Here is a 23,388-nt window from a genome sequence, read left to right on the forward strand (position 1 = left end):
AAATACATACATGAAAGTATTGAACCTATCTGATCTCGATCAAGATAAATGGAGAACGACTTAGTAGTTAAGGCATTTTCAGACCAATGAATGGGCATAGTGGATACTTTTGTATTCTTTTGGGGTACAGCCGGCGACCTTTTTGAACACTTGAATAAAATGACTTTGACTAGAATAAGCAAGCAAGTGACTGATTTCATCGTAAGAATGATCTGTAAACAATAACAAATGTTTTGCTTCGGTTATCTTTTTTTCTTGAATGTATCCGTGAATGGTAATCCCCATTTCTTTTTTGAAGTGGCTGCAAATATGTGCCTTATGTTTTTCAGTGATGGCAGCTAACTCGTCGACGGTGATGCGTTCGTATAAATGATTATCAATGTGGTTGACAATCGTTTTTACTAACATGGATTTTTGAGCTAAAGGAAAATTATGAAGCAGTTCCATAAAACGGAAGGTTGCTTCTTTCATATATTGCAGACATTCTTTGACTGAGTGGATATAAATCAGTCCCTGAATCAAAGAGTCGGACAGACCAAAGGCTTGATTGATCGGTACACCTTCTTCAATACTCATTCTGGTAACGATGGCTACGAACGAGGCAAATTTAAGTTTCAACCCTTCCAATTCAAAGGGGGATAAAGAGACTTTATAGGTTTCTTTCATTTTATTAAAGACCCAAATGACTTTTTCAGGTTCGTTTCGTTTGATGTAATCTAGATAGCGTAATTCAAAATGATACGAATCGAAGGTTTCTTTGTGGATCCGTCGATCATAAAGATTATTTTCCAGGCTGTAATCAGTGGATAGATTTTTTTTATTTTTTTCTTGTTGAAAGTACCAAATAAATTCTTCCTTTTTGGTTGGTCGCTGAGTCAGAATCGTGTGTAATAGTTGGATATATTCTTCAAATGAATACTTGTCTTCTTTGGAATAATGAATATTATAATGGTACTCATGTCCCATAAAAAAACAAGAGGTTTCTTTTGAACCGATAATACCGCAAGGGCCAATGATCATCTGATATTCCTTTTGATCACATTTAAAACAAAAATAGCCGTATAAATAGGATGTTGTATGGTAAAGCTGGATCTGCTCTGTTTTTTTAAATGGAAAATAGGTACTGATCGTGATTGGTAAGTCTTCTAAATTTTTTGGATGGATGAGATATCCGTTTTCATCAAATAATAGCATCGGAATCAGATATTTTCGGTACAATAAATCCATAGTTATTTTAATCGTATCGGTAGTCATAATGTAAATACTCCTTGTGACGAATTCTTTCTTTTTATTTTACACGAATAAATTTTGTATAGCGCGAATATTTTGGTATAAATGCTAATTTTTTTATATAAAATTCGTTTTTTATTCTTTATAATCTGTTCTATAAAGCGGTTACAAAGGAGGCGCCGATGGAAGCAGATCAGTTACAAGCTTTGTTTGATCGATTATCTGTTCAGGAAAAAATCGCACAAACGATCCAACTGAATGGAAGTATTTTATCAGAAAATGATGTGATGAATACTGGGCCAATGGAAGAATTAGGATTACCTCAAGAGTTAGACGTATTTGAGATTGGCTCTATTTATAATATCAACGATCATCAAAAATTAAAAGAACTACAAACAAAAGTTTTAGCAAAAAGTAAACACAAGATACCCATGTTGTTTATGTCAGATGTCATTTATGGATTTCGGACAATTTTCCCCATACCTCTAGCTCAAGCTGGTTCTTACGATTTTGAGTTAATCCAACAAGCAGCTAAGTTAACAGCAGAAGAAAGTTATTTAAATGGCTTACATGTCTTGTTTTCACCAATGTTAGATTTAGCGCGTGATCCACGTTGGGGAAGGGTTATGGAATCTCCAGGCGAAGATGTTTATACGGCGAAAGAGTTTGCAAAAAGTATCGTCAATGGTTATCAGGGAGATAGTGAGACAAAAATTCCAGAAAAACATGTAGCTGCATGTCTGAAGCACTTTGCAGCTTATGGAGCACCGGAAGCAGGACGAGAATATCAAGCGGTAGATATGTCCCATCAACGGCTTTTCAATGAATATCTACAGCCTTATCAAGCAGCAATTGAAGCAAAATGTGAATTAGTAATGACTGCTTTTAATTTGTTGAATGGAGTTCCTGCAACTGGAAATGAATGGTTGAATCGAGAGATTTTACGTTCTCGCTTTGGTTTTGATGGCGTATTAGTTTCAGACTATGCAGCAATCAAAGAACTGATTCCTCACGGGTATGCCAAAGACGAAATAGATGCAGCCAAAAAGGCACTCATTGCAGGTGTTGATTTAGACATGATGACTTCGATTTATGCCAATCACCTGTCTGAATTAGTACAAGAGCCACGATTTATGCAACTTCTCGATGAAGCGGTGTGGCGTATTTTAATGCTAAAAAATAAATTGGGCTTATTTGAAAATCCTTATCGTGGCTTGGAAGAAGTGAATACTGGAGAAATCTTAACCGAAAAAGCTAAAGAAGCAGCAGTCGAGTTGGTTGAAAAAAGTTGTGTTCTTTTAAAAAATAATGACACACTTCCATTAGTACCAAAGCAAAAAATTGCTGTGATCGGTCCATACGGCGAAAGTCCTCTCACTTTAGGTTTTTGGGCTTCAGTCAGCGGAAAGCCACAAGATACGGTTACTTTGAAGGAAGGATTGAGTCGCCATTTTGCGACAGATCACTTAATGTTTGCTAAAGGATACAATTTATTCGATTCTTATGATGGGTTTGGACCTCTGAAAAAAGGAATGGAATTATTGAATGGGCCAATTGCAGAAGATGAATCATTAATGGAAGAAGCTTACCAGATTTCTCAAAAGGCTGATGTGATTGTATTAACATTTGGCGAACAATTTCTCGAAAGTGGTGAAGGAGCTTCTAAAGCTCACTTACAGATTTCACAAAAACAACAACGTCTGATCAAAAAATTACATGAATTAAATAAACCAATTGTAGGCGTACTATACACCGGTCGACCGCTAGTCATAACGGATATAGAAAAATATTTCGATAGTTTATTACTTGTCTGGTTTCCTGGAACGATGGGTGGGATCGGAATCGCTAATTTACTTGCTGGTAAAGTCAGTCCTTCTGCTCGTCTATCGATGACGTTTCCTAGAAGTGAAGGACAACTACCGATTTATTATGCTCAGACCTCCACAGGCAGACCAATATCAACAAGCAATCATTCTGAGCGTTTTGTCTCAAAATATATCGATGAATCCAATGATCCGCTATTCAAATTTGGAACGGGAATGAGTTACGCCTCATTCGAAAGTCAATTACTGAGAAGTGAGCAAAAAGACCAATTTATTGAGATCAATTATTTAGTGAAAAATCGATCGGATGTTTCAGCAGAAACAGTGACACATGTTTATCTTCATCAAGAATATGCTTCGATTGTGCAACCAGAAAAACGATTGGTCAGCAGTCAGCGAATCTATTTAGAAGCAAATCAAGAAAAGCAAGCAAGAATCAATATTCCAATTTCTGACTTAGCTATCTTTGATAATAATGGAAATAGTTGGATAGAAGAAGGTGTCTACCATTTTTATTTAAATGTCGACGGGTTAGAAAGTGTTACCACATGGGAATATAAACAATAGGGGGATTACGATGGAAAAATTAGAAGCGTTTTTAGGAAGTAAGTTATTACCATTATCGCAAAAATTACAACAAAATAAAGTGTTAGCTGCTTTGATGGAAGGGTTTATTCGTACGAGTCCAATCACTTTGGGGATTGCGCTGATTACGATCGTAGGGAACTTCCCAATTCCTGGTTGGATCGATTATTTGACTTCATTAGGTATTTACCCACATGTAGAAGCTATTACAAATGGTGCAACTGGAGTATTTTCATTGTATGTCGTTTATAGTCTGGCTTTTTCTTATGCAAAACAACTGGGGACGAATGAGCGAAACGCAGCAATTATTTCTTTAGCTAGTTTTGTGATGTTGATGCCTCAAACTGTCGCAACAATGGCTATGCAAAATGGAGAGGCTGTAGACTCTACGATTGCAGCATTACGCTTAGATTTCTTAGGCGGACAAGGCTTGTTTATTGGAATGATCGTTGCTTTAGTGGTTACTCAACTTTATGCTTATCTATCGAAAAAAAATATTGTGCTTAAATTACCAGATAGCGTACCTCCGATGGTTACGCAATCATTGGCACCGGTCTTTGTTGTAACAATCATCTTTGTCCTTGTATTTATTCTGCGTATCTTATTTGGTTTGACAAAATCTGGCTCGATTTTTCAATTCTTTATCGATGTGATCAATGCACCGCTTAACGCGTTGGTTGCTAGTCCATTATCAATTATTATTATCATGGAAGTATTAGCTGTCCTTTGGTTCTTTGGGATTCACAACGCAGTTTTACAAGGACCATTAGGAGCAATCAGTATGACGATGGTTGTCTCAAATATCGCAGCTTTCCAAAAAAATGAAGCTTTGCCTTACTTGATTCCTTCTGTGATCTACATGGGAATGTACGCTGCAGGCTTCATGGGATTTGTGACGTTCTTTATGATTCGTAGTAAATCTGCCAAAATGAAACAACTTGGGAAATTATCCGTGATTCCTGCCATTTTCAACATTACGGAACCCTTGATGTTTGGTATGCCGATTATTTTAAACCCATTGTTTTTCATTCCACAAGTCTTTACACAGTTGATCGCAGGCTTTGTGACGTGGGGATTAACCACAACCATTTTACCGATTTCATTGAACCCAATGATAAGTTTATTGCCTTGGACGACACCAACTTTTGTTAAGATGCCACTTTCTGGTGGGATAAATTATACAATCTTGATGGTTATTTGCATGGGTATCGGAATCTTGATGTGGTATCCATTTATCAAGATTGCTGACAAAAAAGAGTATGAATTAGAATTAAAAGCAGAAGCCGAAGCTAAGGAAGCAAAAGAAAAGATGGCTGGTGTGATTGCAGAAGAAGTTCAAGCATAATGGAGGAGAGCAAATGGTCGTTTTAGGGATTGATATTGGAGGGACGATGATCAAGACCGCTCTGATTTCTCAGAATGAAGTTTCTTTTAAAAAGCGTTTTCCAACACCTTCAGACAAAGAGCAATTTCAACGATTATTATCACAAATGATTCGTGACTATCAAGAAATCCAATCATTCCATAAAATTGCTTTTTCAGTACCTGGATCGGTTGATCAGTCTGGGACAGTTCGCTTCGGCGGTGCTGTTCCTTACCTGGATCAACTCCAATTGCAATCGTTTTTAGAGTTGGAGAATTTCGAAGTGTTCGTTGAAAATGATGCCAAAGCTGCTACTTCCTGTGAAATGAAATATGGCAATTTAAAAGGGATCCAACAAGGCGCAGCAATTATTTTGGGAACTGGAGTTGGCATGGGCATTTGTATCAATGGACAGCTTTATAAAGGAACGCACATGCAAGCCGGTGAAATTAGCTTTATGATCCGTGATCGTCAGATTACTGGTCAAGACTCGTTTGTAGGTATGGGACTGTCGGCTGTTTGGTTGATCAAACAATTAGCTGAATTATTAAAAGTAGACAACGAGGGCGAACAGGTCTTTGCTGCCTTAAAAGACAGTGAGAATGAGTCAGCCAAAGCTTTATTTCATGATTATTGTAAACAGGTTGCTTTTCTTTGTTTCAATGTTCAAACGCTGCTAGATGTTGAAAAGATCGTCATTGGTGGAGGAATCAGTCAACAAGAATATTTGGTCCAGACGATTCAACAAGCTTATCGAGAGCTGTTTACAGTAGCGCCAATCATCAAAAAAACATTACAACCAATGACGATTGAAGCAGCAAAATTTCAAGCAGACGCCAATTTAATTGGTGCGGCCATAAAGGAGAATGAAGATGAAAAATAAATTTCCAACAGATTTTTTATGGGGAGCTTCTACCAGTGCTTATCAAGTAGAAGGCGCTTGGAATGAAGAGGGGAAAGAACCATCTGTTCAGGATATCAAGTCTATCCCAGAAGGAACGACTGATTTTAAAGTTGCCTCTGACCACTACCATCGATTGGAAGAAGATGTCCGTTTATTTAAAGAGTTAGGACTAAAAGCTTATCGTTTTTCGATTTCATGGAGTCGTGTAATGCCTAATGGAAAAGTGAATCCAGCTGGTATTGCTTTTTACAAACGTTTGATTGAGTTATTGAAAGAAAATGATATCCAACCAATCGTAACTGTTTTCCATTTTGATTTGCCTGCGTCCATTGCCGAAAAAGGTGGTTGGGAAAATAGAGAAACGATTCAAGCTTTTGCGGATTATTGTCAGGTATTATTTGACCATTTTGGGCAAGATGTTCCACTTTGGCAAACAATCAATGAACAAAATGTCATGGCATTGGCTGGTTCTGTAATTGGGACAAGTAATAAAAGTATGAAAGAAAAATTCCAAGAAAACCATCATATGTTAGTCGCACAAGCCCTCGTGACCAGTAATTACCACAAAGGGAATTATAACGGCAAAATTGGACCAGCACCTAACATCGCCAGTGTGTATCCTGCTTCAGATAAACCAGAGGATCAGATGGCCGCTTTATATATGAGTGCGCTTAGAAATTGGCTCTTTTTAGATGTTGCTGTTTTTGGGAAGTACAATCATAATGCTTGGCATTTATTAGAGAAGATTGGTGCGGCACCAGTGATTACTGCAGAAGATCAAACGATTTTAGCAGAAGGAACAGGAGACTACATTGCTTTTAACTACTATAATACAATGACTGTCTCCAGTTATTTTGCTAAAGAACAAAAAATAGATCAGCAATCCGGTTTTGGGATTCCAGGATTCTTTCAAACAGTCGAAAATCCACATTTACCAATGACGGAATTTGGCTGGCCTATTGATCCAGAAGGGTTTCGTTTTACTTTAAATGAAATTTATTCTCGCTATCGCTTACCACTCTTGGTGACAGAAAATGGGATCGGTGCATCAGAACAACTCATTGACGGGAAAATCCATGATGATTATCGAATTGATTATTTACATCAACACATCCAGCAAATGGCTTTAGCGATTGAAGATGGCGTTGAGGTGATCGGTTATTGCCCATGGAGTGCGATTGATTTGATCAGTACCCATGAAGGAATCAATAAAAGGTACGGATTTATCTATGTCAATCGGACCGATGAAGAGTTACTCGATTTAGCACGGTATAAAAAGGATAGCTTTTATTGGTATCAACAAGTGATTGAGGAAAATGGCTTAGGAGAATGAAGCAATGAGAACAAAAGAAATTATTTTTGATCGCAAGGCAAATACCGGTCTCAAGCTTTACTTACAAGAAGAATTGTTTGAATCGCAGCCAATCGAAAAACGTCCGTTTATTTTAGTAATTCCTGGGGGTGGGTATTCTTTTTGTAGTGAAAGAGAAGGGGAACCGATCGCATTAAGCTTTCTGTCAAAGGGCTATCATGCAGGTGTTTTACATTATCATGTAGGAGAACATCGTCATTTTCAAAAAGCATTGTCTGATGGACAAAAAGCAATGGAATTACTTCAAGAATGTGCGGAAGAATGGCAGATTGATCGTCATAAGATTGCGGTCATTGGCTTTTCAGCAGGTGGGCATTTAGCAGCAGCCATGTCGACAATGTTAGCGACTAAACCCGCTCTATGTTTATTAGGTTATCCAGCTATCCTCTCTTCTTTTTCAGAGGTCATGGGTATTTCGGCTCCTTCTTTGGAAGAATGCGTGACGAGTGATACGCCGCCGACGTTTTTATTCTCCACATTTGAAGATTCGATCGTTCCTATCGAAAATTCCTTACTATATTTACGTGCGTTAGAAGAAAATGATGTTCCTTTTGAATCACATATTTTTCAAAAAGGACCTCATGGTCTTTCTTTGGCAACTAAGTGGTACCGCACATCTGATGAAGTGACAGACGAACGTTTTGCTCGCTGGTTTCCATTTGCGATGGAATGGATGGAATCACAGTGGGAAGAACAAGAAAAAGGCAACGAATTATCGACCAGAGAGATCATCGACATACCGATTTTTCAACTCGTAAAAGAGGCAGAAAATCAGCAAGTTCTCCAACGATTTTTCCCTAGCTGGCAAGATCCTAGTCGTTTCAAATTAGTAAAAAGACTTAATTTAAAGCAATTACGGCGAATGATTCCAGATCAAATGACGAATGAACGATTTGAACAATTGATCGATGGATTGAATCGACCAAAGGAGGAGCATTGAATGCAAGCTTACCTTGTCCATGAAAGTTATAAAGCGACCAATCGTCTGACGGCTGAACAGCCTCAGGAACTTACGGAGTTAACTTTTTATAAGAACAGTAAAAATGCTTGTCAGTTACTACTTCATGACGGGCGAAAAAACCATTTCGTACTATCGGATGAATTTTCGATACCAGATGCTATTGAGATACCGATTTATCGTATCGCTATCGAATCCTCGTTACCAGTAAAAGCTCAATTTATTGACTATTATTTAGGCAACGAAGATATATTGTATGCTGATAAGTTGTTAGAACAAACAGTGAAAACTTATTCAGGCGATCGTTATGCGCCAATTTATCTGGAATTTCCTTTGGATACTGAAATCAAGTCTGGCAGCTATTCACTAGAAATAACAGTTTACCGTTCATATTTGACAGCCGGTGACGAAGAAGTAGTGACGAAAAAATTAATGATTGACGTTTCAGATTATTGTTTTCCAGATAACGTGACTCAGAAATTTAATTTGGACATCTGGCAACAACCGTCTAATTTAGCGAGAAGTTTTCAAGTCCCACTTTGGAGTGAGACTCATTTCCGATTGATTCGCGAAATGGCTGCCAGTTTAGCAGCTATTGGGCAAAAAGCGGTAACGGTGATCGCAGGCGAGATCCCTTGGAAAGGTTGGTTCAATTATATCGTCAAAGACTATCCAGCGAATCTCTATGAGTATTCAATGATCAAAGTCAAGAAGGATCTCAAAGGAGAATTGACGTGTGATTTCACCATTTTAGATCGCTATCTTCAAACGATGGCAGAAGCAGGTATCGATCAAGAAATCAACGTCTTTGGTTTGTTAGGTGTGTGGCAAGTACCATTCTTCCCATTGATCCAACAGTTAGATTACCCTGAAAAAATTGTGGTTCGCTATTTTGATGAAGCCTTGCAAAAGATCGGATTCATCGAAAACAAAAATGAATTGAAGTCCTATTTCAACCAATTATTTGAGCATTTCAAAGAGATTGGGGTATGGGATAAAGTCAGGATTATCTCTGATGAGCCGAAGATTCACGAAATAGACACCTTTAAAGCTTCATTAGCAGAATTAAAGTCAGTGGATACTAGTGTTCAGATAAAAGTCGCTTTTGATAAAGAAAACGTCTTGGAACAATTGCTGCCAGATGTCGATTTTCCGGTCACTTCTTTTTATTGTACGTGCAACCATTATCAGCAGTTAACACAAAGCCATCCAGGAAAGACACAATATTATATTTGTAATTATCCTGATCGTCCGAATACCTTTTTACACAGCTCATTACTAGAGACTCGTATCCAAGGAATTTTAGCGCATTGCTTCAAAACAGATGGTATGCTGCGTTGGGCATATAATTGCTGGCCAGAAAATGTGCGAGAAGATATCCGCTATAATACTAGTTCGTTACCGATCGGTGATACTTGTCTCATTTATCCTAGCTATTCTGGACAGTTATTGTTGTCTTTACGTTACAAACAATTGCAAAGAGGAATTGAAGATTTTTACCTGGTCAAAGAAGCAGTGAATAAGAATCCGATTGTCACACAACAATTGTTAGATGCATTTTTAGGCAGCAGCGAACCAAAAGAATGGATGCAAGATAGCCATACAAGCAACCAACGTTTGTTTAATCAACAGGCAGACGAATACGAAGCATTTCGAAAACAATTGATTGCTTCCTTGTCTTAGAGCTGAGTACTTATTTTGTGATTGCTTTTTCAGGGTGAAACAAAAAGGGCGCTAAGCTCCAGATGTTTTTTGAGTACCTTGCTAAACAGCAGACCTTCCTTTTCAGAATCAAGCCCCAAAAATTGAAAGGCTCGTATGGTTTTTCATTCTTGATTTTGAAGTAGCAGGGTTGCTTATAACATAAAGAGAAGCCAAAGGAGCCGAAACCAAGTTTGATTTTCGCTCCATTTGGCTTCTTTTTACGGTAATGTCATATTTGAGTATTTTTTTATTGAAAAAAATAACAGCGTTTACCTGTTCTGCTCGTAACTTGTGAAGGAATCAGGTAAAATAGAGTAAAGGAGGAGGATATATGCTAAAAAATTTAAAAGAAGTTGTTATCGCCATTTTACCAATGACGCTTTTAATTGTTATTTTAACTTTTATTTTCGCACCGCTTGACTCAGATGAAATGATTTCTTTTTTGTTTGGGGCAGGGATTATGATGATTGGCATGACACTATTTTTATTTGGCGCCGATTATTCGATGATGGAAGTCGGGCGATTAGTGGGAAAATATATGATCAAAAAGAAAAGTCTCACAATCCTCATTGCTTTAGGATTTATGATTGGAATTGTAATCACGATCGCAGAACCTTCCGTTCAAGTGTTGGGACAACAAGTCAATCAGATTTCTGAAGGAAAGATTGGCCGAGTGTTGTTAATTGGAATTGTAAGCGTTGGCACAGGTGTCTTTTTAGCGTTTGCTCTGTTACGGGTTGTCTTCAAATTATCTTATTATCAATTGATGGCGATTGGTTATGTTGGTGTATTAGTCGCTTCATTTTTTACAAGTAATGAATTTATGCCGATTGCTTTTGATTCTGGAGGCGTTACGACTGGACCGATTACTGTTCCTTTTATTCTAGCATTAGCTGGCGGACTGACTAGTATGATTCGTCAAGAAACGAGTGCCAATGATAGCTTTGGGATGGTTGGGATTGCATCTTTAGGTCCAATTCTGGCAGTAATGATTTTAGGGATGATTTTTCAATGAAGATAGTCCAAGAATTATTCTCGGGGATAGAAATCATTGCCTATGAGGTGTTAATCGCCATATCGCCGATCATACTATTATTCTTAGTCATGAACTTCCTGAGCTTTCAGATGAGTAAAGAACGTTTCTGGGCTATTATCAAGGGCTTTTTGATCACTACTGTCGGATTGATCTTATTCCTGCATGGTGTCGATCTGGCTTACGTTCCTGTTGGACAACATCTAGGTAGTGTACTTGCTAGTTTAGAACATAATCAGCTTTTGATACCTTTAGGGTTCTTGATGGGGTTTTTAGTTGGTTTCGCAGAACCAGCGATCCATGTCATGGTTAAACAAGTGGAAGAATTGAGTGAGGGAAGAATCAAAGCAAAAATCATGTTAGCAGTCATCTCTATTGGGATTGGCTTAGCAGTTGGGTTATCTATGTGGCGTTTATTAGTTGGTTTTTCTCTCTACTATTTTTTGATTCCAGGATATGGCTTAGCTTTTATTTTAGGACGCAAGGTTGATAAAATTTTTCTTGCTATGGCATTTGATAACGGAGGGGTAGCGACTGGTCCCATGTGTTCCACGTTCATTTTATCGATGTGTGTGGCAATTGCCACGCAAATTGAAGGAAGAGATCCGATTATTGATGGATTTGGAGTGGTGGCTATGATTGCATTGACGCCCATATTATCGACATTGGTTCTAGGCTATATATACAAAAGGAAAGATGAAAAAGATAAACAAGCCAAACACAAATTACAACAGTTGGAGGGAAAAAAATGAAAGATCCTGTAGCGTTGAATCTGAATATGATCGTCACGATTGTTGATGGGGGAATGGGGTACGAAGTGATTAAGTTTTCAAAAACCGCCGGAGCAGCTGGAGGTACGATACTCCATGGGCGTGGATCAGGGATTCATGATTCTAGTAATTTTTTAGGTCTGGAAATCTCACCTGAAAAAGATATTGTGTTAACCCTCGTACCTGATAGTTTAACCAATCAAGTCATGGAGACGATTGGTCAGGGAATCAACATTGATGTTCCAGGAAATGGTATCTGTTTTAGTATTGATGTCGATAAAGTCATTGGGATCACTAAAATCCACCAATATCGGGAAGTGATCGAGATGAAAGAATTGATGGAAAAAGAGGAGTGAACCTGCAATCGCTCAGGTGGTTTCATTGTTTTAAGGAGAATTTGATGAATTACTAAATTTTTATGAAACCCTCCTCTTTTACCAGACAACTTTTTAAAAATATGCTATGTTAAAAATGATAAAGGGGGAGAAAAATGAATTTTTTAGTGGTGCTAAAGGATCAAGTCATCAACCGTTCGACCTTTCTTTATGTTCAGTTAAACAAGGGGAAAACTTTGTTGCATTTTTCGCCAGAGTTTCATTTAGAAGGTCAAACACTAGGAGAAATCTATCAATCAGAAGGGTTAACTGCACTTTTGCTCTTTTTTAATAGAGAACTTGATTTACCTGTGAAAGATTACCTTGAGCTTTCATTAACAAGTTGGGATCAGGCAGTAACAGAGCTATTTCCAAATGGCTTGATAATCAAGGAGAACGGCCAGTTGATACAGTTAACGGTCAGTGAACTTCAAAGACAAATGCGTTATAAAATTGATGAGAAAGATTCATTTTCAATTTTTCAACGGCAACAAAAAATCTTAAAAAGTTTTTTAAGTGAAATTGGTAAAAAACGCCATTTATTAAAGACAACTCAATTATTAAAAAAATATCCTGATTTAGTTCATACATCGATTCAATTAACACAATTCTTAACGCTGATTCGCCGATTTGTTCGCTTGAAGGAAGTGCCTTCTAGAAAGCTCACGTTACCGTTAGCGGATACATTTCGTGTCGTCCAAAGAGCGCAGGAAAAGAAAGTCATCGTGATTGACTTTATGAAGAATCGGAATGCACTTCATCAATTAACAATGGAAAAAGCGAATTAAAGCTTTTTCTTTTTGCTTTTTTTTGCCATAATAAGAGCAACAGGAGGAGTTACGATGGCACAAATTTGGTTAAGACGCTTGATTGAATACAAAAGAAAATACAACCAAGTGATGCAAGGACGTTATGCAACATTTGATTCGTTGAACCGAGTATTGTTGATTCTGGCACTATTCTTTCGTCTGTTTCAATTTTTACTTCCTTTTTCAATCGGTTATTTCTTATTTTGGGGATTACTCGGTCTGATCGTATTTCGATTGTTATCGAAGAAAATCTATGTAAGAATAAATGAAAATCGTAAATTCATCGAAAAATCGAATCAAATAAAATTATGGTTTTCTCAGTTGAGAAAGCCAAAAAATTCAAAGAAAGTGATGGAGTACACGTTTTTTTCTTGTCCTACTTGTCACCAAAAGCAAAGAGCGCCACGAGGTAAAGGACGAATTCGAGTGACTTGTCAAAAATGCGGTACCCAATTTGAAACGAAAGTCTAGGTGAAGAGGATGAAGTTAGTCTTATTACGACATGGTGAAAGTGAAGCCAATTTTCAAAATTATTGGACTGGCTGGTTAGATGTTGCGCTAACTGAAAAGGGGATGCAACAAGCAACGGAAGCTGGACGAAAAATGAATGAGCAAGGATTGGTTTTTGATATCGTTTATACATCTGTACTAAAAAGAGCAATCAAAACGTCACAGTTAGCTTTAGAAGAAATGAATCAATTGTATCTTCCCGTCCAAAAAACTTGGCGGTTAAATGAACGACATTATGGGGCATTAGTTGGTAAAAATAAAACGGAGATGAAAAAAGAATATGGCGAAGAACAAGTCAAAAAATGGCGTCGTGGCTATCGAGAAGTTCCACCACTCGTATCAGAAAACCATTTTGATCGACGCTATGATTCTTTAGATCCACGTTTGCTCTCCCATGGTGAAAGCTTAGAGATGACAGTTGAGCGCGTGGTTCCTTTATGGCAAGATGAACTTGCACCACACTTATTAGCTGGTAAAAATGTCTTAGTGGTTGGACATGGGAATAGCTTACGTGCGTTAACGAAATACTTAGAAGATGTACCAGAAAATCAGTTGGATACGATTGATATCCCGAATGCGCAACCGATTCAATACACTTTAAATAAAGAGTTAAAAATCCTCGGAAAAGAATTGTTATAAGAGGGACATGTTTTGTGGGAATATGAATAGATTTAAAGGAAAGAAGTTACGATGATAAAAAATTATGTTTGGGATTTTGATGGAACATTATTTGATACTTATCCAGCCATGGTCGATGGAGCGCTTCAAGCAATGGCTGCGTTAGGTATCTTAGCGGATCAAGAAACGATTTATCCGATTATGAAGAAATTTTCCACCCGTCAACTAATCAAAGAATACCAATTACCAGAAGAACAATTTACACCCTTGTTTCATCGTTATGAAGCAGCGAGTCAGAAAATTTCCAAGCCTTTTGCAGGCACCCAAGAAGTGTTACGATCATTGAAAAGCCAAGGTGCAAAGCATTTTATTTTGACCCATCGACTCTCATCCTCAACTTGGGGATTACTTGAACAGTTTGATCTAACTGATTTAATTGAAGAAGTCATTGGGATTGATCGGAATTTTCCTCGTAAGCCAGCGCCCGACTCATTAAATGATTTGATCCAAAGACATCAATTGAAAAAGTCGGAAACGATCATGATTGGTGATCGTCGTTTAGATATAGAAGCTGGTAAGAACGCAGGAGTCTTGACTTGTTTGTATGATATTGATCATTTTTTACAAGATATTCCTGCCGATTATGTTGTAGATGAACTCTTAAAAATCCTTGATATCAAGGAGAAAGCAATAAAATAGTATCCTCTTTCAAAGTGAGGTATGTTATAATTTGAATAAGGAGTGATCAAATGGAAATCAAAAGACAAAAAGAAGTAGTAGAGGCATTTCACTATGATTTTAAAAGGCCTGATCAAGAAGTTGAAACAGATTTAAAAGTAGGATTTTCTCCTCTGAAAGAGACGATTGAGAACTATCCGAAAGAACACAGTATCGTAGGGGCACGTTTAGAATTTCGCTTAGTCTTTGATACATATGTTTTATCAGGAAGCGTGAGTCAAATTAACCATATCCTTAATCGAAAGATTGAAGGACAAAATGATGTCACACAAGAAGAAGTGGATGAGCTAGTTGCGCCATTATTTGACATCGTCAAACGAATGGCCTATGAAATAACTGAGATTGCATTGGATCAACCAGGCGTGAAACTAAATTTTCAATCTGAAAAAGAAGAAAACGAAGCATAAAACGTGCTTAAAACCAGTAGTGATAGCCAAAGGCTATCACTACTGGTTTTTTTCTATTACTAATTGTAAGCAAAACGAATGTATTTTTTACATAAATAGTCTAGAATGAACGAGTCGCTGAAAAAAATATTTTCAGGAAAATGATTGAAGAATCATTTTCGGGAACCTTTACTTCCTTAGATGGACTTGTCATTAAAAATTAGAGGAGGAGTAAAATGACAACACTCATCACAGTTTTAGTGGTTCTAGTTTTTGCGGTATTATTATATGTTTTCTATCGCATGCAAAAGCGCCATGCAAAATTTTCAACAAGGGTTTATACAGCTCTAGCTATCGGAATCGTATTTGGTGGCTTATTACAATTGATTTTTGGAGTAGATAACCAAGTCATCAGTCAATCAATGGAATGGATCAATATCGTAGGTGAAGGCTATGTCGGCTTCTTACAAATGCTGATTATGCCATTAGTATTCGTCTCGATCGTTGGCGCATTTACAAAAATGAAAGTTTCTGAAAAATTAGGTAAAATCAGTGCAACAGTATTAACCTCACTGCTTGCAACAACAGCAATTGCTGCATTGATTGGAATCGGTACAACCATATTATTTGGTCTTCAAGGAGCGAAGTTTACCGAGGGCGCAGCAGAAACAGCTCGAATCTCGGAATTAGCCACTCGCCAAGAGAGTATCCAAGGATTAACGATTCCGCAACAAATATTATCATTCATCCCTAAAAATGTTTTTGCTGATCTAGCTGGTACACGTGCAACAAGTACGATCGGTGTTGTGATTTTTGCTGCATTTGTCGGGATTGCTTATCTAGGAGTCAAAAGAAAAGCACCGAAAGAAGCAGAATTTTTTGCCAATTTGATTGATAGTTTATATAAAATCGTTATGCGTATCGTTACCTTAGTTTTACGTTTGACTCCATATGGCGTCTTTGCGTTGATGACGAATGTGATGGCTACTAGTGATTTTGTTGCCATTATCAATTTAGGAAAATTCGTACTTGCTTCGTATGTTGCTTTACTAGCAGTCTTGATTGTTCATTCATTGATCTTGCTTTCAGTGAAAGTCAATCCGTTTGACTACTTTAAAAAAGCTTTTCCAGTATTGAGCTTTGCTTTTACTTCACGTTCAAGTGCAGGGGCATTGCCATTGAATATCGAAACACAGACCAAAGCGTTAGGTGTGGATGAAGCAACAGCGAATTTTTCAGCCAGCTTTGGTTTATCAATTGGGCAAAACGGCTGTGCAGGTGTGTATCCAGCGATGCTGGCCACGATCGTTGCTCCAGCTGCTGGAATTGATGTTTTTAGTATTGGCTTTATCTTGATGTTAGTTGCAATCGTCACGATCAGCTCATTTGGTGTAGCCGGTGTTGGTGGTGGCGCAACGTTTGCTTCATTGATCGTCTTAGGGGCGATGAATTTGCCAGTTGCCATCGTTGGCTTAGTTATCTCAGTAGAACCATTGATTGATATGGCTCGAACAGCAACGAACGTCAGTGGCAGTATGGTTGCCGGGATTGTCACAAGTGCTAGAATTAAGGACTTGGATCGTGAAGCAATCAAAGATGATTCAAAAGTCATTGATGTCAATGCTTAGTTATAAGCCAAAAACAGATTTCGTCTTTGAGACGGGATCTGTTTTTTTATAAGCGATTGATACAGGGAATCTATTTTATTCCGAAAAGTGAAAACGAGATTCCATCCACTCCAAAAACTATGACAATAAGGGCAAGTATAAGAGTATAAAGATGGAGTGAAGATAGCTTTTCCGATCTCCGTATGCTAAAATAGTTAAGCTTATGACTTCTAAAACGAAGAAATGTAGGAGGGTTTACATGTTTACCAATGAAATGAAAATCATGTTATATGTTGATGATGTGAAAAAAAACGTTGATTTTTGGACTGCGGTTGGATTCAAAGAATTAGATCGTCAAGAAATGGATGGCACACTGGTTGTAGAAATCGCCCAATCAGAGAAGGCGACTACTTCACTTGTCTTATACGATCGGGAATTCATTGAACAACATTCCCCAGAAGTTGCTGGAAGTTCCCCATCCTTGATGTTTTATAGCGATGATATTTTTGATTTATATAAGAAAATGCAAGCACAAGGTACGGTATTAGGCGAATTAGTCCAGTTAGGTGAAGAATACGTATTTAATTTTGCCGATCCTGATGGTAATTATTTTGCAGTAACAGGGAAATAAAGAAATGATTTGAAGGTAGTCTTCAGACACTCATTCTACTAGTAGTTAAACAGGTAATGTTTAGCGACTAGTAGAGTGGGTGTTTTTCACTTGGTAGAACCTAGTTTATGTAAATGGTCATTCCATCGTTGAGGGCATCTTATTCCATCTTTTATGTAGTAAAGTTTGCCTAAATTAAAAAAACGATAATTATATTATGTTAACTGAAGAGTTTGAACATAAATACACAAGCATAAATATCGTCAAACGAACCTTACTTTTTTTATACTATTCTGGAGAGAAGAGAAGGAAGGAAAGAAAACATGGATTACCAAGTATTACTTTATTACAACTACACAACCATTGAAGACCCAGAGCAATTTGCGAAGGAACATTTAGCCTTTTGTAAATCGTTGAATTTAAAAGGAAGAATTTTAGTTGCCAAAGAGGGTATCAACGGCACATTGTCTGGAACGATCGAAGAAACTGAAAAATATATGGCGATGATGCATCAAGACGAGCGTTTTGCTGATACATTTTTTAAAATTGATCCAAGTGAAGGCCACGCATTTAAGAAAATGTTTGTTCGTGCACGACCAGAACTTGTTTCTTTGAAATTAGAAGACGATATCGATCCTCACGAATTGACAGGAGATTATCTCTCACCAAAAGAATTCAAAGAGGCAATTTTAGATGAAGATACTGTTGTCATTGATGCCAGAAATGATTATGAGTATGATCTAGGACATTTTCGTGGGGCTGTTCGTCCTGATATTAGAAGCTTTAGGGAACTCCCTAAATGGATCCGTGATCATAAAGAAGAATTTATGGAAAAACGAGTAGTTACTTATTGTACTGGTGGGATTCGTTGCGAAAAATTTTCGGGTTGGTTAGTCCGTGAAGGCTTCAAAGATGTTGGTCAACTACACGGCGGGATCGCAACTTATGGAAAAGACCCTGAAGTCCAAGGAGAATTGTGGGACGGTAAGATGTATGTGTTTGATGAACGTATTGCGGTTGATATCAATCAAGTGGATAAACGAATCGTAGGCAAAGATTGGTTCGACGGTACGCCTTGCGAACGCTACATCAATTGTGGCAATCCTGAATGCAATCGTCAGATGTTGACTTCTGTTGAAAATGAAGAAAAACATTTAGGTTCTTGTTCGATCGAATGCGCAAAACATCCACAAAACCGCTACATCAAAGAGCATCAACTGTCTGAAAAAGAAGTAGAAGAAAAATTAGCTGCTTTTTTTAACTAGCATTTAGTGACAAGCTGAAAAATAAACATAGCAGGAGAAGCTGTTCTCCAATCACCTAGCACTAGTTGAGCGCTGAGTGAATAAGGGAATTCCTTTGCTATCTTTATTTTTGGCTTGTCTTTTTTTCTTTTTATTGAGAAAATCAGTATAGGAAAGGGAAAAACCTTTTCGATAAATGTAAATCTATGCGAAAGATACGTTATACTACAATGGAAAGGGAGAGTTTCATCATGAAAAAGTGGGTGTATGCGATTGGCGATGTTCATGGAAAATACGATCTCTTTAAAAAATTGGTCAACGAATTTGATCCATTAAATCATCAATTAGTATTGATGGGGGATTTGAATGATAGAGGCCCTAACACGAAAGAATGTTTTTTACTAGGTATGCAACTAGTCAAAGAAAATAACGCGATTTATCTTCGAGGAAACCACGAAGAGTACTTTTTGCAGTTCCTCCAAAGTCCTGAAGACTGGTATGAGCCCTATTTACGGAATGGTGGCAAAGAAACATTTGACAGTCTTTTACACCCTGGGTCAACTGAAGAGTATTCGCCCACAGAGATTGCGTTGATGATTCGCTCACGATATGGCGAACTGATTGATTTTTTATGTGAGCGACCGCTTTATTATGAATGGCATAATTATCTCTTTGTCCATGCAGGGGTTGACTTAACTAAAAAAGATTGGCATGATACAAACCCTCATGATTTCATCTGGATCCGCGAACCTTTCCATGAAGGTAAAAATAATACAGGAAAAACAATCGTTTTTGGTCATACCATTACCCCTATGCTACACGGAGATATGGAAACGACAGATTTATGGATTCACGATAAGAAAATCGGAATTGACGGTGGAGCAGTCTTTGGTGGATCGATGCATGGTGTGGTTTTTGATGAAACTGGTATCGTTCAAGACATTGAGTATCAAAACACTGAAGGACCGTGGCAAGGAAATTAATGGATCAGGATAACAGTACATGATTCCTTATAAAAGTATTGAGGAAACTCAAATTCCTCAACTATTATAGGGGATTTTTAGTGTGATTGATTTGTTTTGCTGAGAGCTGCTATAAGTACTGTTATCAAATATGATAAAATAAATAAGTATGTGAGAAAATCCACCATTTTTATTTAGAAACAGGGAATAATGAAAATGGCTTTAACTTAAAAAGGGAGTATATTGATGGCAGAGAATTTAAATCAAACAATTGTCCAGTTAGTTCAAAAAGAACTAACGATGTATCATTCAAAACAACTTACCACCGTATTGAATTTATTGAACGAAGGAAATACTGTCCCATTTATTGCACGTTACCGAAAAGAAATGACCGGTAGCTTAGATGAGGTACAAATTCGAGAAATTGAAGAGCGCTATGCTTATTTAGAAAACTTAGAGAAACGAAAACAAGAAGTGATTCGTTTAATCGATGAACAAGGTAAGCTAACGCCAGAATTGAAAAAAGACATTACTTTAGCAGTTAAAATGCAACAAGTAGAAGACTTGTATCGTCCTTATAAACAAAAACGCAGAACGAAAGCGACGATCGCAAAAGAAAAAGGATTAGAGCCTTTTGCCCAGTGGCTTCGTCAATTGCCCAATGAAGATGTCTATGCAGAAGCAAAAAAATACCTCAATGATGAAAAAGAAGTTCATACGGTCGAGGAAGTATTGCAAGGCGCTCACGAAATCATTGCTGAAGAAGTCAGTGATAATGCAACTTACAGAACGTGGGTACGCTCCTATACCTACAATAAAGGTTCTTATGTCAGTGTCGTTAAAAAGAAGGAGCTAGATGAAAAAGCGGTATATGAAATGTATTATGATTATGCCGAACCCATTCATAAAATCGTCTCTCATCGCATTTTAGCGACGAATCGTGGTGAAAAAGAAGGCATTTTGAAAGTCGGACTCCAAGTGGAAGAGGAACCTATTTTGTCTTATCTGGAGCGGCAATTGATCAATAACCCAGCTTCTCCCGCAACTATGTTTGTTAGGAATGCTTATCAAGATAGTTACAAACGATTTATTCAACCTGCGATTGAGCGGGAAGTGCGCAATGAATTAACTGAAAAAGCTGATGAGCAAGCAATTGCGATCTTTGGAGAAAACCTCCGTAATCTCTTGTTACAACCTCCTTTAAAAGGAAAAGTCGTTTTAGGATTCGATCCAGCCTATCGTACTGGGTGTAAGTTAGCTGTAGTAGATGCGACAGGTAAAGTTTTGGCAATTGAAGTCATCTATCCGCATAAACCTGCTTCTCAAGCGAAACGTGAAGCTGCAGGACCTGCTTTTGTTCAATTGATCAACCAATACCAAGTAGATATGGTCGCAATAGGAAATGGTACTGCTAGCCGTGAATCAGAACAATTTGTTGCTGAACAATTAAAATCAGCTGATCATAAAGCCTACTATGCGATCGTGAATGAGGCGGGAGCTTCTGTTTATTCTGCAAGTGATATTGCCCGCAAAGAATTTCCTGACCTCCAAGTGGAAGAGCGAAGTGCAGTGTCGATCGCTCGACGTTTGCAAGATCCATTAGCTGAATTAGTGAAGATTGACCCTAAAGCTGTAGGAGTTGGACAATACCAACATGATGTTTCTCAAAAACGTTTAGCGGAACAATTAGATTTTGTAGTAGAAACTGTGGTCAATCAAGTGGGTGTGGATGTTAATACTGCAAGCCCTCAATTATTGCAACACATCTCTGGTTTGAATAAAACAACTGCTCAAAATATTGTGACTTATCGAGAAGAAAATGGTGCGTTTGAGACGCGAGCGCAATTGAAAAAAGTTCCTCGCTTAGGACCAAAGGCTTATGAGCAAGCGATCGGGTTTATCCGTGTACCAGGTGGGAAAAACATTCTTGATAATACAGGCATTCACCCGGAAAGCTATCCAATTGCAAAAGAAATTCTAAAAAGCAACGGGTTATCAGAAAAAGCATTAGGTAAAAAAGAAGCAATCGAAACCCTATCTCAACTTTCTTCCACTCATTTATCCAAAACATTATCTGTAGGAGAAGAAACGTTAGCTGATATTATTGAAGGGTTAACCCGACCTGGTAGAGATATGCGGGATGAAATGCCAGCCCCACTCTTGCGTTCAGATGTTTTAAGTATGGAAGATTTGAAACCAGGGATGGAGTTGAAAGGGACTGTACGGAATGTAATCGACTTTGGTGCGTTTGTTGATATCGGTGTAAAGCAAGACGGATTAGTTCATCTTTCTAAATTAAGTAAAAAATTTGTTAAACATCCTACTGATGTCGTTTCTGTAGGCGATGTTGTAACAGTTTGGATTGAAGCTGTTGATGTCAATAAAGGAAGAATCAGTTTAACGATGCTTTCCCCTTATGAGGCGAAATAAAGTGACAGAAATCGAATTGCAGCAACTCGTTGAAAAAATCTCGCTAGATAGTTTTTCATTGCCCTTTAAGCATCAAGCAAAATTCAATTCTCGTTTGCGATCTACAGGGGGACGTTATCACTTAAACGACCATCATTTAGATTTTAATTGGAAGATGTTTCAAGAAGTGGATGAAGCGACAAAAGTTGCAATCATTAAACATGAATTATGTCATTATCATTTGCATTTAGCTAATAAAGGTTATCGTCATCGAGATGCTGATTTTAAGGCTTTACTAAAAAAAACGGGTGGTTTAAGATACGCTCCTGCTCTTTCTGCTAAGAAAACGACTAAAATTGAATGGTATCAGTGTGCTAGTTGTACAACCGATATTTACCGCAAGCGAAAAATCGATACCAAACGCTATGTTTGCGGGAAATGTCGAGGGCATTTGATTTGGAAGGAAACACTGGATAAAGTGCCAAATGAACAGATTTCCAGTAAGTAAAAAATCTTAAAAAGGAGAAAAAAGCTCATGACGAATCAAGGGGAACAATTGAAAGATTGGAATTGTTTGCTATCCTTTTTGGCTGATGCAAGTGATCAAAGAACAAATGATTCGGCACCAATAGTGATTCTAGCAGGCAATGGCTTGCCGATTCTTGCTGATAAGGCAGCTGAACTGTATTTGCAAGGACAAGTGCAGCAAATTTTTCTAGTCGGAGGAATCGGACATGCTACTAAGGTGCTTCGCCAAAATTTTGCAAAGCAAGGGGGTTTATTTGAGGATGGACTCAGTGAAAGTGAGATGTGTTTTCGTTACTTAACAGAAAAATACCACATTCCAACTGAAAGATTCATTTTAGAAACAACCTCGACGAACTCTGGGGAAAATGCACAACATGCCTTGACAATCCTTCAAAAAAAGGGCGCTCTACCTGAACGGATTTTTCTTATGAATGATCCAACATTACAGCGACGTACCAGAGCAACTTTTGAGAAGGTCTGGAAAGGCACAGGAGTAGAATGGTGTAACTATGTCCCATTTGTTCCCCAATTAATTGAACTAGCGGAAGAGTTACATTTTTCTCAGCCAGAGTTGAACGATCAATGGTCGAAAGATTATTTATATGCGTTAGTTTTAGGAGAAATGGTTCGTTTGAAGGATGATGAACAGGGCTATGGACCCAATGGGAAAAATTATATGAATCATGTGGACATCCCACAAAAAGTTTGGTCAGCCTATCAACGGATCCATTCTTCTGTTTCAGGAACTTTCTTGCGTTCATGAGAAAATCATCCCTAGTAGACCAAACGAGAGCGTTAGCCAGTTTTTAAATTTGAACGATTTTTCAAGTAAGTAACCTCTTCAAATATAT

The 23,388-nt window shown here is 37.8% G+C and carries 22 protein-coding genes; 21 read left to right on the forward strand and 1 reads right to left on the reverse strand.

Going from position 1 to position 23,388, the window contains the following annotated elements:
- Positions 1-78: 78 nt before the first annotated feature.
- Positions 79-1,254, reverse strand: a complete 1,176-nt coding sequence (locus AB3I12_RS00615; protein ID WP_063627199.1) for a helix-turn-helix transcriptional regulator — start codon at positions 1,252-1,254, stop codon at positions 79-81.
- Positions 1,255-1,412: 158 nt separating this feature from the next.
- Between AB3I12_RS00615 and AB3I12_RS00620 the strand changes: the two genes are divergently transcribed.
- The 21 genes from AB3I12_RS00620 to AB3I12_RS00720 all read left to right on the forward strand — a co-directional run bounded on the left by AB3I12_RS00620 (position 1,413) and on the right by AB3I12_RS00720 (position 23,300).
- Positions 1,413-3,620 (forward strand): glycoside hydrolase family 3 N-terminal domain-containing protein, encoded by a 2,208-nt coding sequence (locus AB3I12_RS00620; RefSeq protein WP_063627198.1) that lies wholly within the window; start codon positions 1,413-1,415, stop codon positions 3,618-3,620.
- A 10-nt stretch (positions 3,621-3,630) separates the two neighbouring features.
- A complete protein-coding gene (locus tag AB3I12_RS00625; RefSeq protein WP_010719011.1) occupies positions 3,631-4,983 on the forward strand; it encodes a PTS sugar transporter subunit IIC in 1,353 nt (450 codons plus the stop codon).
- 13 nt (positions 4,984-4,996) lie between these two features.
- The gene (locus AB3I12_RS00630; protein WP_063627197.1) at positions 4,997-5,884 is read left to right on the forward strand and encodes an ROK family protein; all 888 of its coding nucleotides are present in this window, start codon (positions 4,997-4,999) and stop codon (positions 5,882-5,884) included.
- Positions 5,874-7,238, forward strand: a complete 1,365-nt coding sequence (locus AB3I12_RS00635) for a glycoside hydrolase family 1 protein (RefSeq protein ID WP_034867044.1) — start codon at positions 5,874-5,876, stop codon at positions 7,236-7,238. The genes AB3I12_RS00630 and AB3I12_RS00635 overlap by 11 nt, the downstream gene beginning before the upstream one ends.
- Before the next feature lie 4 nt (positions 7,239-7,242).
- A complete protein-coding gene (locus AB3I12_RS00640; protein WP_063627196.1) occupies positions 7,243-8,217 on the forward strand; it encodes an alpha/beta hydrolase in 975 nt (324 codons plus the stop codon).
- The gene (locus AB3I12_RS00645) at positions 8,218-9,918 is read left to right on the forward strand and encodes a DUF4091 domain-containing protein (protein ID WP_063627195.1); all 1,701 of its coding nucleotides are present in this window, start codon (positions 8,218-8,220) and stop codon (positions 9,916-9,918) included.
- A 352-nt stretch (positions 9,919-10,270) separates the two neighbouring features.
- The gene (locus AB3I12_RS00650) at positions 10,271-10,954 is read left to right on the forward strand and encodes a DUF1538 domain-containing protein (RefSeq protein ID WP_063627194.1); all 684 of its coding nucleotides are present in this window, start codon (positions 10,271-10,273) and stop codon (positions 10,952-10,954) included.
- Positions 10,951-11,724, forward strand: coding sequence for a DUF1538 domain-containing protein (locus tag AB3I12_RS00655; protein WP_063627193.1), 774 nt, complete (start codon positions 10,951-10,953; stop codon positions 11,722-11,724). Before AB3I12_RS00650 ends, AB3I12_RS00655 begins: the two co-directional genes overlap by 4 nt.
- A complete protein-coding gene (locus AB3I12_RS00660; RefSeq protein WP_010719019.1) occupies positions 11,721-12,098 on the forward strand; it encodes a P-II family nitrogen regulator in 378 nt (125 codons plus the stop codon). The genes AB3I12_RS00655 and AB3I12_RS00660 overlap by 4 nt, the downstream gene beginning before the upstream one ends.
- Before the next feature lie 134 nt (positions 12,099-12,232).
- Complete coding sequence (locus tag AB3I12_RS00665) at positions 12,233-12,904, forward strand: hypothetical protein (RefSeq protein WP_010737691.1); 672 nt, start codon at positions 12,233-12,235, stop codon at positions 12,902-12,904.
- A gap of 54 nt (positions 12,905-12,958) precedes the next feature.
- Complete coding sequence (locus AB3I12_RS00670; RefSeq protein ID WP_034698189.1) at positions 12,959-13,396, forward strand: hypothetical protein; 438 nt, start codon at positions 12,959-12,961, stop codon at positions 13,394-13,396.
- 9 nt (positions 13,397-13,405) lie between these two features.
- A complete protein-coding gene (locus AB3I12_RS00675) occupies positions 13,406-14,074 on the forward strand; it encodes a 2,3-diphosphoglycerate-dependent phosphoglycerate mutase (protein WP_063627192.1) in 669 nt (222 codons plus the stop codon).
- Between the two features lie 54 nt (positions 14,075-14,128).
- Positions 14,129-14,752 carry an HAD-IA family hydrolase gene (locus AB3I12_RS00680; RefSeq protein WP_196763513.1) on the forward strand — a complete coding sequence of 208 codons (624 nt, stop codon included), beginning with the start codon at positions 14,129-14,131 and terminating at the stop codon, positions 14,750-14,752.
- A 50-nt stretch (positions 14,753-14,802) separates the two neighbouring features.
- Complete coding sequence (locus AB3I12_RS00685; protein WP_010719024.1) at positions 14,803-15,198, forward strand: DUF1149 family protein; 396 nt, start codon at positions 14,803-14,805, stop codon at positions 15,196-15,198.
- Between the two features lie 215 nt (positions 15,199-15,413).
- Positions 15,414-16,805, forward strand: a complete 1,392-nt coding sequence (locus AB3I12_RS00690; protein ID WP_010719025.1) for an L-cystine transporter — start codon at positions 15,414-15,416, stop codon at positions 16,803-16,805.
- Positions 16,806-17,043: 238 nt separating this feature from the next.
- Positions 17,044-17,415 (forward strand): VOC family protein, encoded by a 372-nt coding sequence (locus tag AB3I12_RS00695; protein ID WP_010719026.1) that lies wholly within the window; start codon positions 17,044-17,046, stop codon positions 17,413-17,415.
- A gap of 302 nt (positions 17,416-17,717) precedes the next feature.
- Complete coding sequence (locus AB3I12_RS00700) at positions 17,718-18,659, forward strand: rhodanese-related sulfurtransferase (RefSeq protein WP_010719027.1); 942 nt, start codon at positions 17,718-17,720, stop codon at positions 18,657-18,659.
- 230 nt (positions 18,660-18,889) lie between these two features.
- Positions 18,890-19,621: a metallophosphoesterase family protein gene (locus AB3I12_RS00705; protein WP_010719028.1), complete on the forward strand. Its 732-nt coding sequence runs from the start codon at positions 18,890-18,892 to the stop codon at positions 19,619-19,621.
- Positions 19,622-19,846: 225 nt separating this feature from the next.
- Positions 19,847-22,030, forward strand: a complete 2,184-nt coding sequence (locus AB3I12_RS00710; RefSeq protein WP_063627189.1) for a Tex family protein — start codon at positions 19,847-19,849, stop codon at positions 22,028-22,030.
- A gap of 1 nt (position 22,031) precedes the next feature.
- Positions 22,032-22,517 carry a SprT family protein gene (locus tag AB3I12_RS00715; protein ID WP_063627188.1) on the forward strand — a complete coding sequence of 162 codons (486 nt, stop codon included), beginning with the start codon at positions 22,032-22,034 and terminating at the stop codon, positions 22,515-22,517.
- Positions 22,518-22,544: 27 nt separating this feature from the next.
- Positions 22,545-23,300, forward strand: a complete 756-nt coding sequence (locus AB3I12_RS00720) for a YdcF family protein (protein ID WP_063627187.1) — start codon at positions 22,545-22,547, stop codon at positions 23,298-23,300.
- Positions 23,301-23,388: the final 88 nt, after the last annotated feature.

It is taken from the genome of Enterococcus sp. C65 (assembly GCF_040887165.1).
GTDB classification, from domain to species: domain Bacteria; phylum Bacillota; class Bacilli; order Lactobacillales; family Enterococcaceae; genus Enterococcus_B; species Enterococcus_B hirae.

Excerpts from the sequence above, each read along its gene's own strand:
- AB3I12_RS00615 (WP_063627199.1), bottom strand. The coding sequence starts at position 1,254 with ATGACTACCGATACGATTAAAATAACTATGGATTTATTGTACCGAAAA.
- AB3I12_RS00620 (WP_063627198.1), top strand. The coding sequence starts at position 1,413 with ATGGAAGCAGATCAGTTACAAGCTTTGTTTGATCGATTATCTGTTCAG.
- AB3I12_RS00625 (WP_010719011.1), top strand. The coding sequence starts at position 3,631 with ATGGAAAAATTAGAAGCGTTTTTAGGAAGTAAGTTATTACCATTATCG.
- AB3I12_RS00630 (WP_063627197.1), top strand. The coding sequence starts at position 4,997 with ATGGTCGTTTTAGGGATTGATATTGGAGGGACGATGATCAAGACCGCT.
- AB3I12_RS00635 (WP_034867044.1), top strand. The coding sequence starts at position 5,874 with ATGAAAAATAAATTTCCAACAGATTTTTTATGGGGAGCTTCTACCAGT.
- AB3I12_RS00640 (WP_063627196.1), top strand. The coding sequence starts at position 7,243 with ATGAGAACAAAAGAAATTATTTTTGATCGCAAGGCAAATACCGGTCTC.
- AB3I12_RS00645 (WP_063627195.1), top strand. The coding sequence starts at position 8,218 with ATGCAAGCTTACCTTGTCCATGAAAGTTATAAAGCGACCAATCGTCTG.
- AB3I12_RS00650 (WP_063627194.1), top strand. The coding sequence starts at position 10,271 with ATGCTAAAAAATTTAAAAGAAGTTGTTATCGCCATTTTACCAATGACG.
- AB3I12_RS00655 (WP_063627193.1), top strand. The coding sequence starts at position 10,951 with ATGAAGATAGTCCAAGAATTATTCTCGGGGATAGAAATCATTGCCTAT.
- AB3I12_RS00660 (WP_010719019.1), top strand. The coding sequence starts at position 11,721 with ATGAAAGATCCTGTAGCGTTGAATCTGAATATGATCGTCACGATTGTT.
- AB3I12_RS00665 (WP_010737691.1), top strand. The coding sequence starts at position 12,233 with ATGAATTTTTTAGTGGTGCTAAAGGATCAAGTCATCAACCGTTCGACC.
- AB3I12_RS00670 (WP_034698189.1), top strand. The coding sequence starts at position 12,959 with ATGGCACAAATTTGGTTAAGACGCTTGATTGAATACAAAAGAAAATAC.
- AB3I12_RS00675 (WP_063627192.1), top strand. The coding sequence starts at position 13,406 with ATGAAGTTAGTCTTATTACGACATGGTGAAAGTGAAGCCAATTTTCAA.
- AB3I12_RS00685 (WP_010719024.1), top strand. The coding sequence starts at position 14,803 with ATGGAAATCAAAAGACAAAAAGAAGTAGTAGAGGCATTTCACTATGAT.
- AB3I12_RS00690 (WP_010719025.1), top strand. The coding sequence starts at position 15,414 with ATGACAACACTCATCACAGTTTTAGTGGTTCTAGTTTTTGCGGTATTA.
- AB3I12_RS00695 (WP_010719026.1), top strand. The coding sequence starts at position 17,044 with ATGTTTACCAATGAAATGAAAATCATGTTATATGTTGATGATGTGAAA.
- AB3I12_RS00700 (WP_010719027.1), top strand. The coding sequence starts at position 17,718 with ATGGATTACCAAGTATTACTTTATTACAACTACACAACCATTGAAGAC.
- AB3I12_RS00705 (WP_010719028.1), top strand. The coding sequence starts at position 18,890 with ATGAAAAAGTGGGTGTATGCGATTGGCGATGTTCATGGAAAATACGAT.
- AB3I12_RS00710 (WP_063627189.1), top strand. The coding sequence starts at position 19,847 with ATGGCAGAGAATTTAAATCAAACAATTGTCCAGTTAGTTCAAAAAGAA.
- AB3I12_RS00720 (WP_063627187.1), top strand. The coding sequence starts at position 22,545 with ATGACGAATCAAGGGGAACAATTGAAAGATTGGAATTGTTTGCTATCC.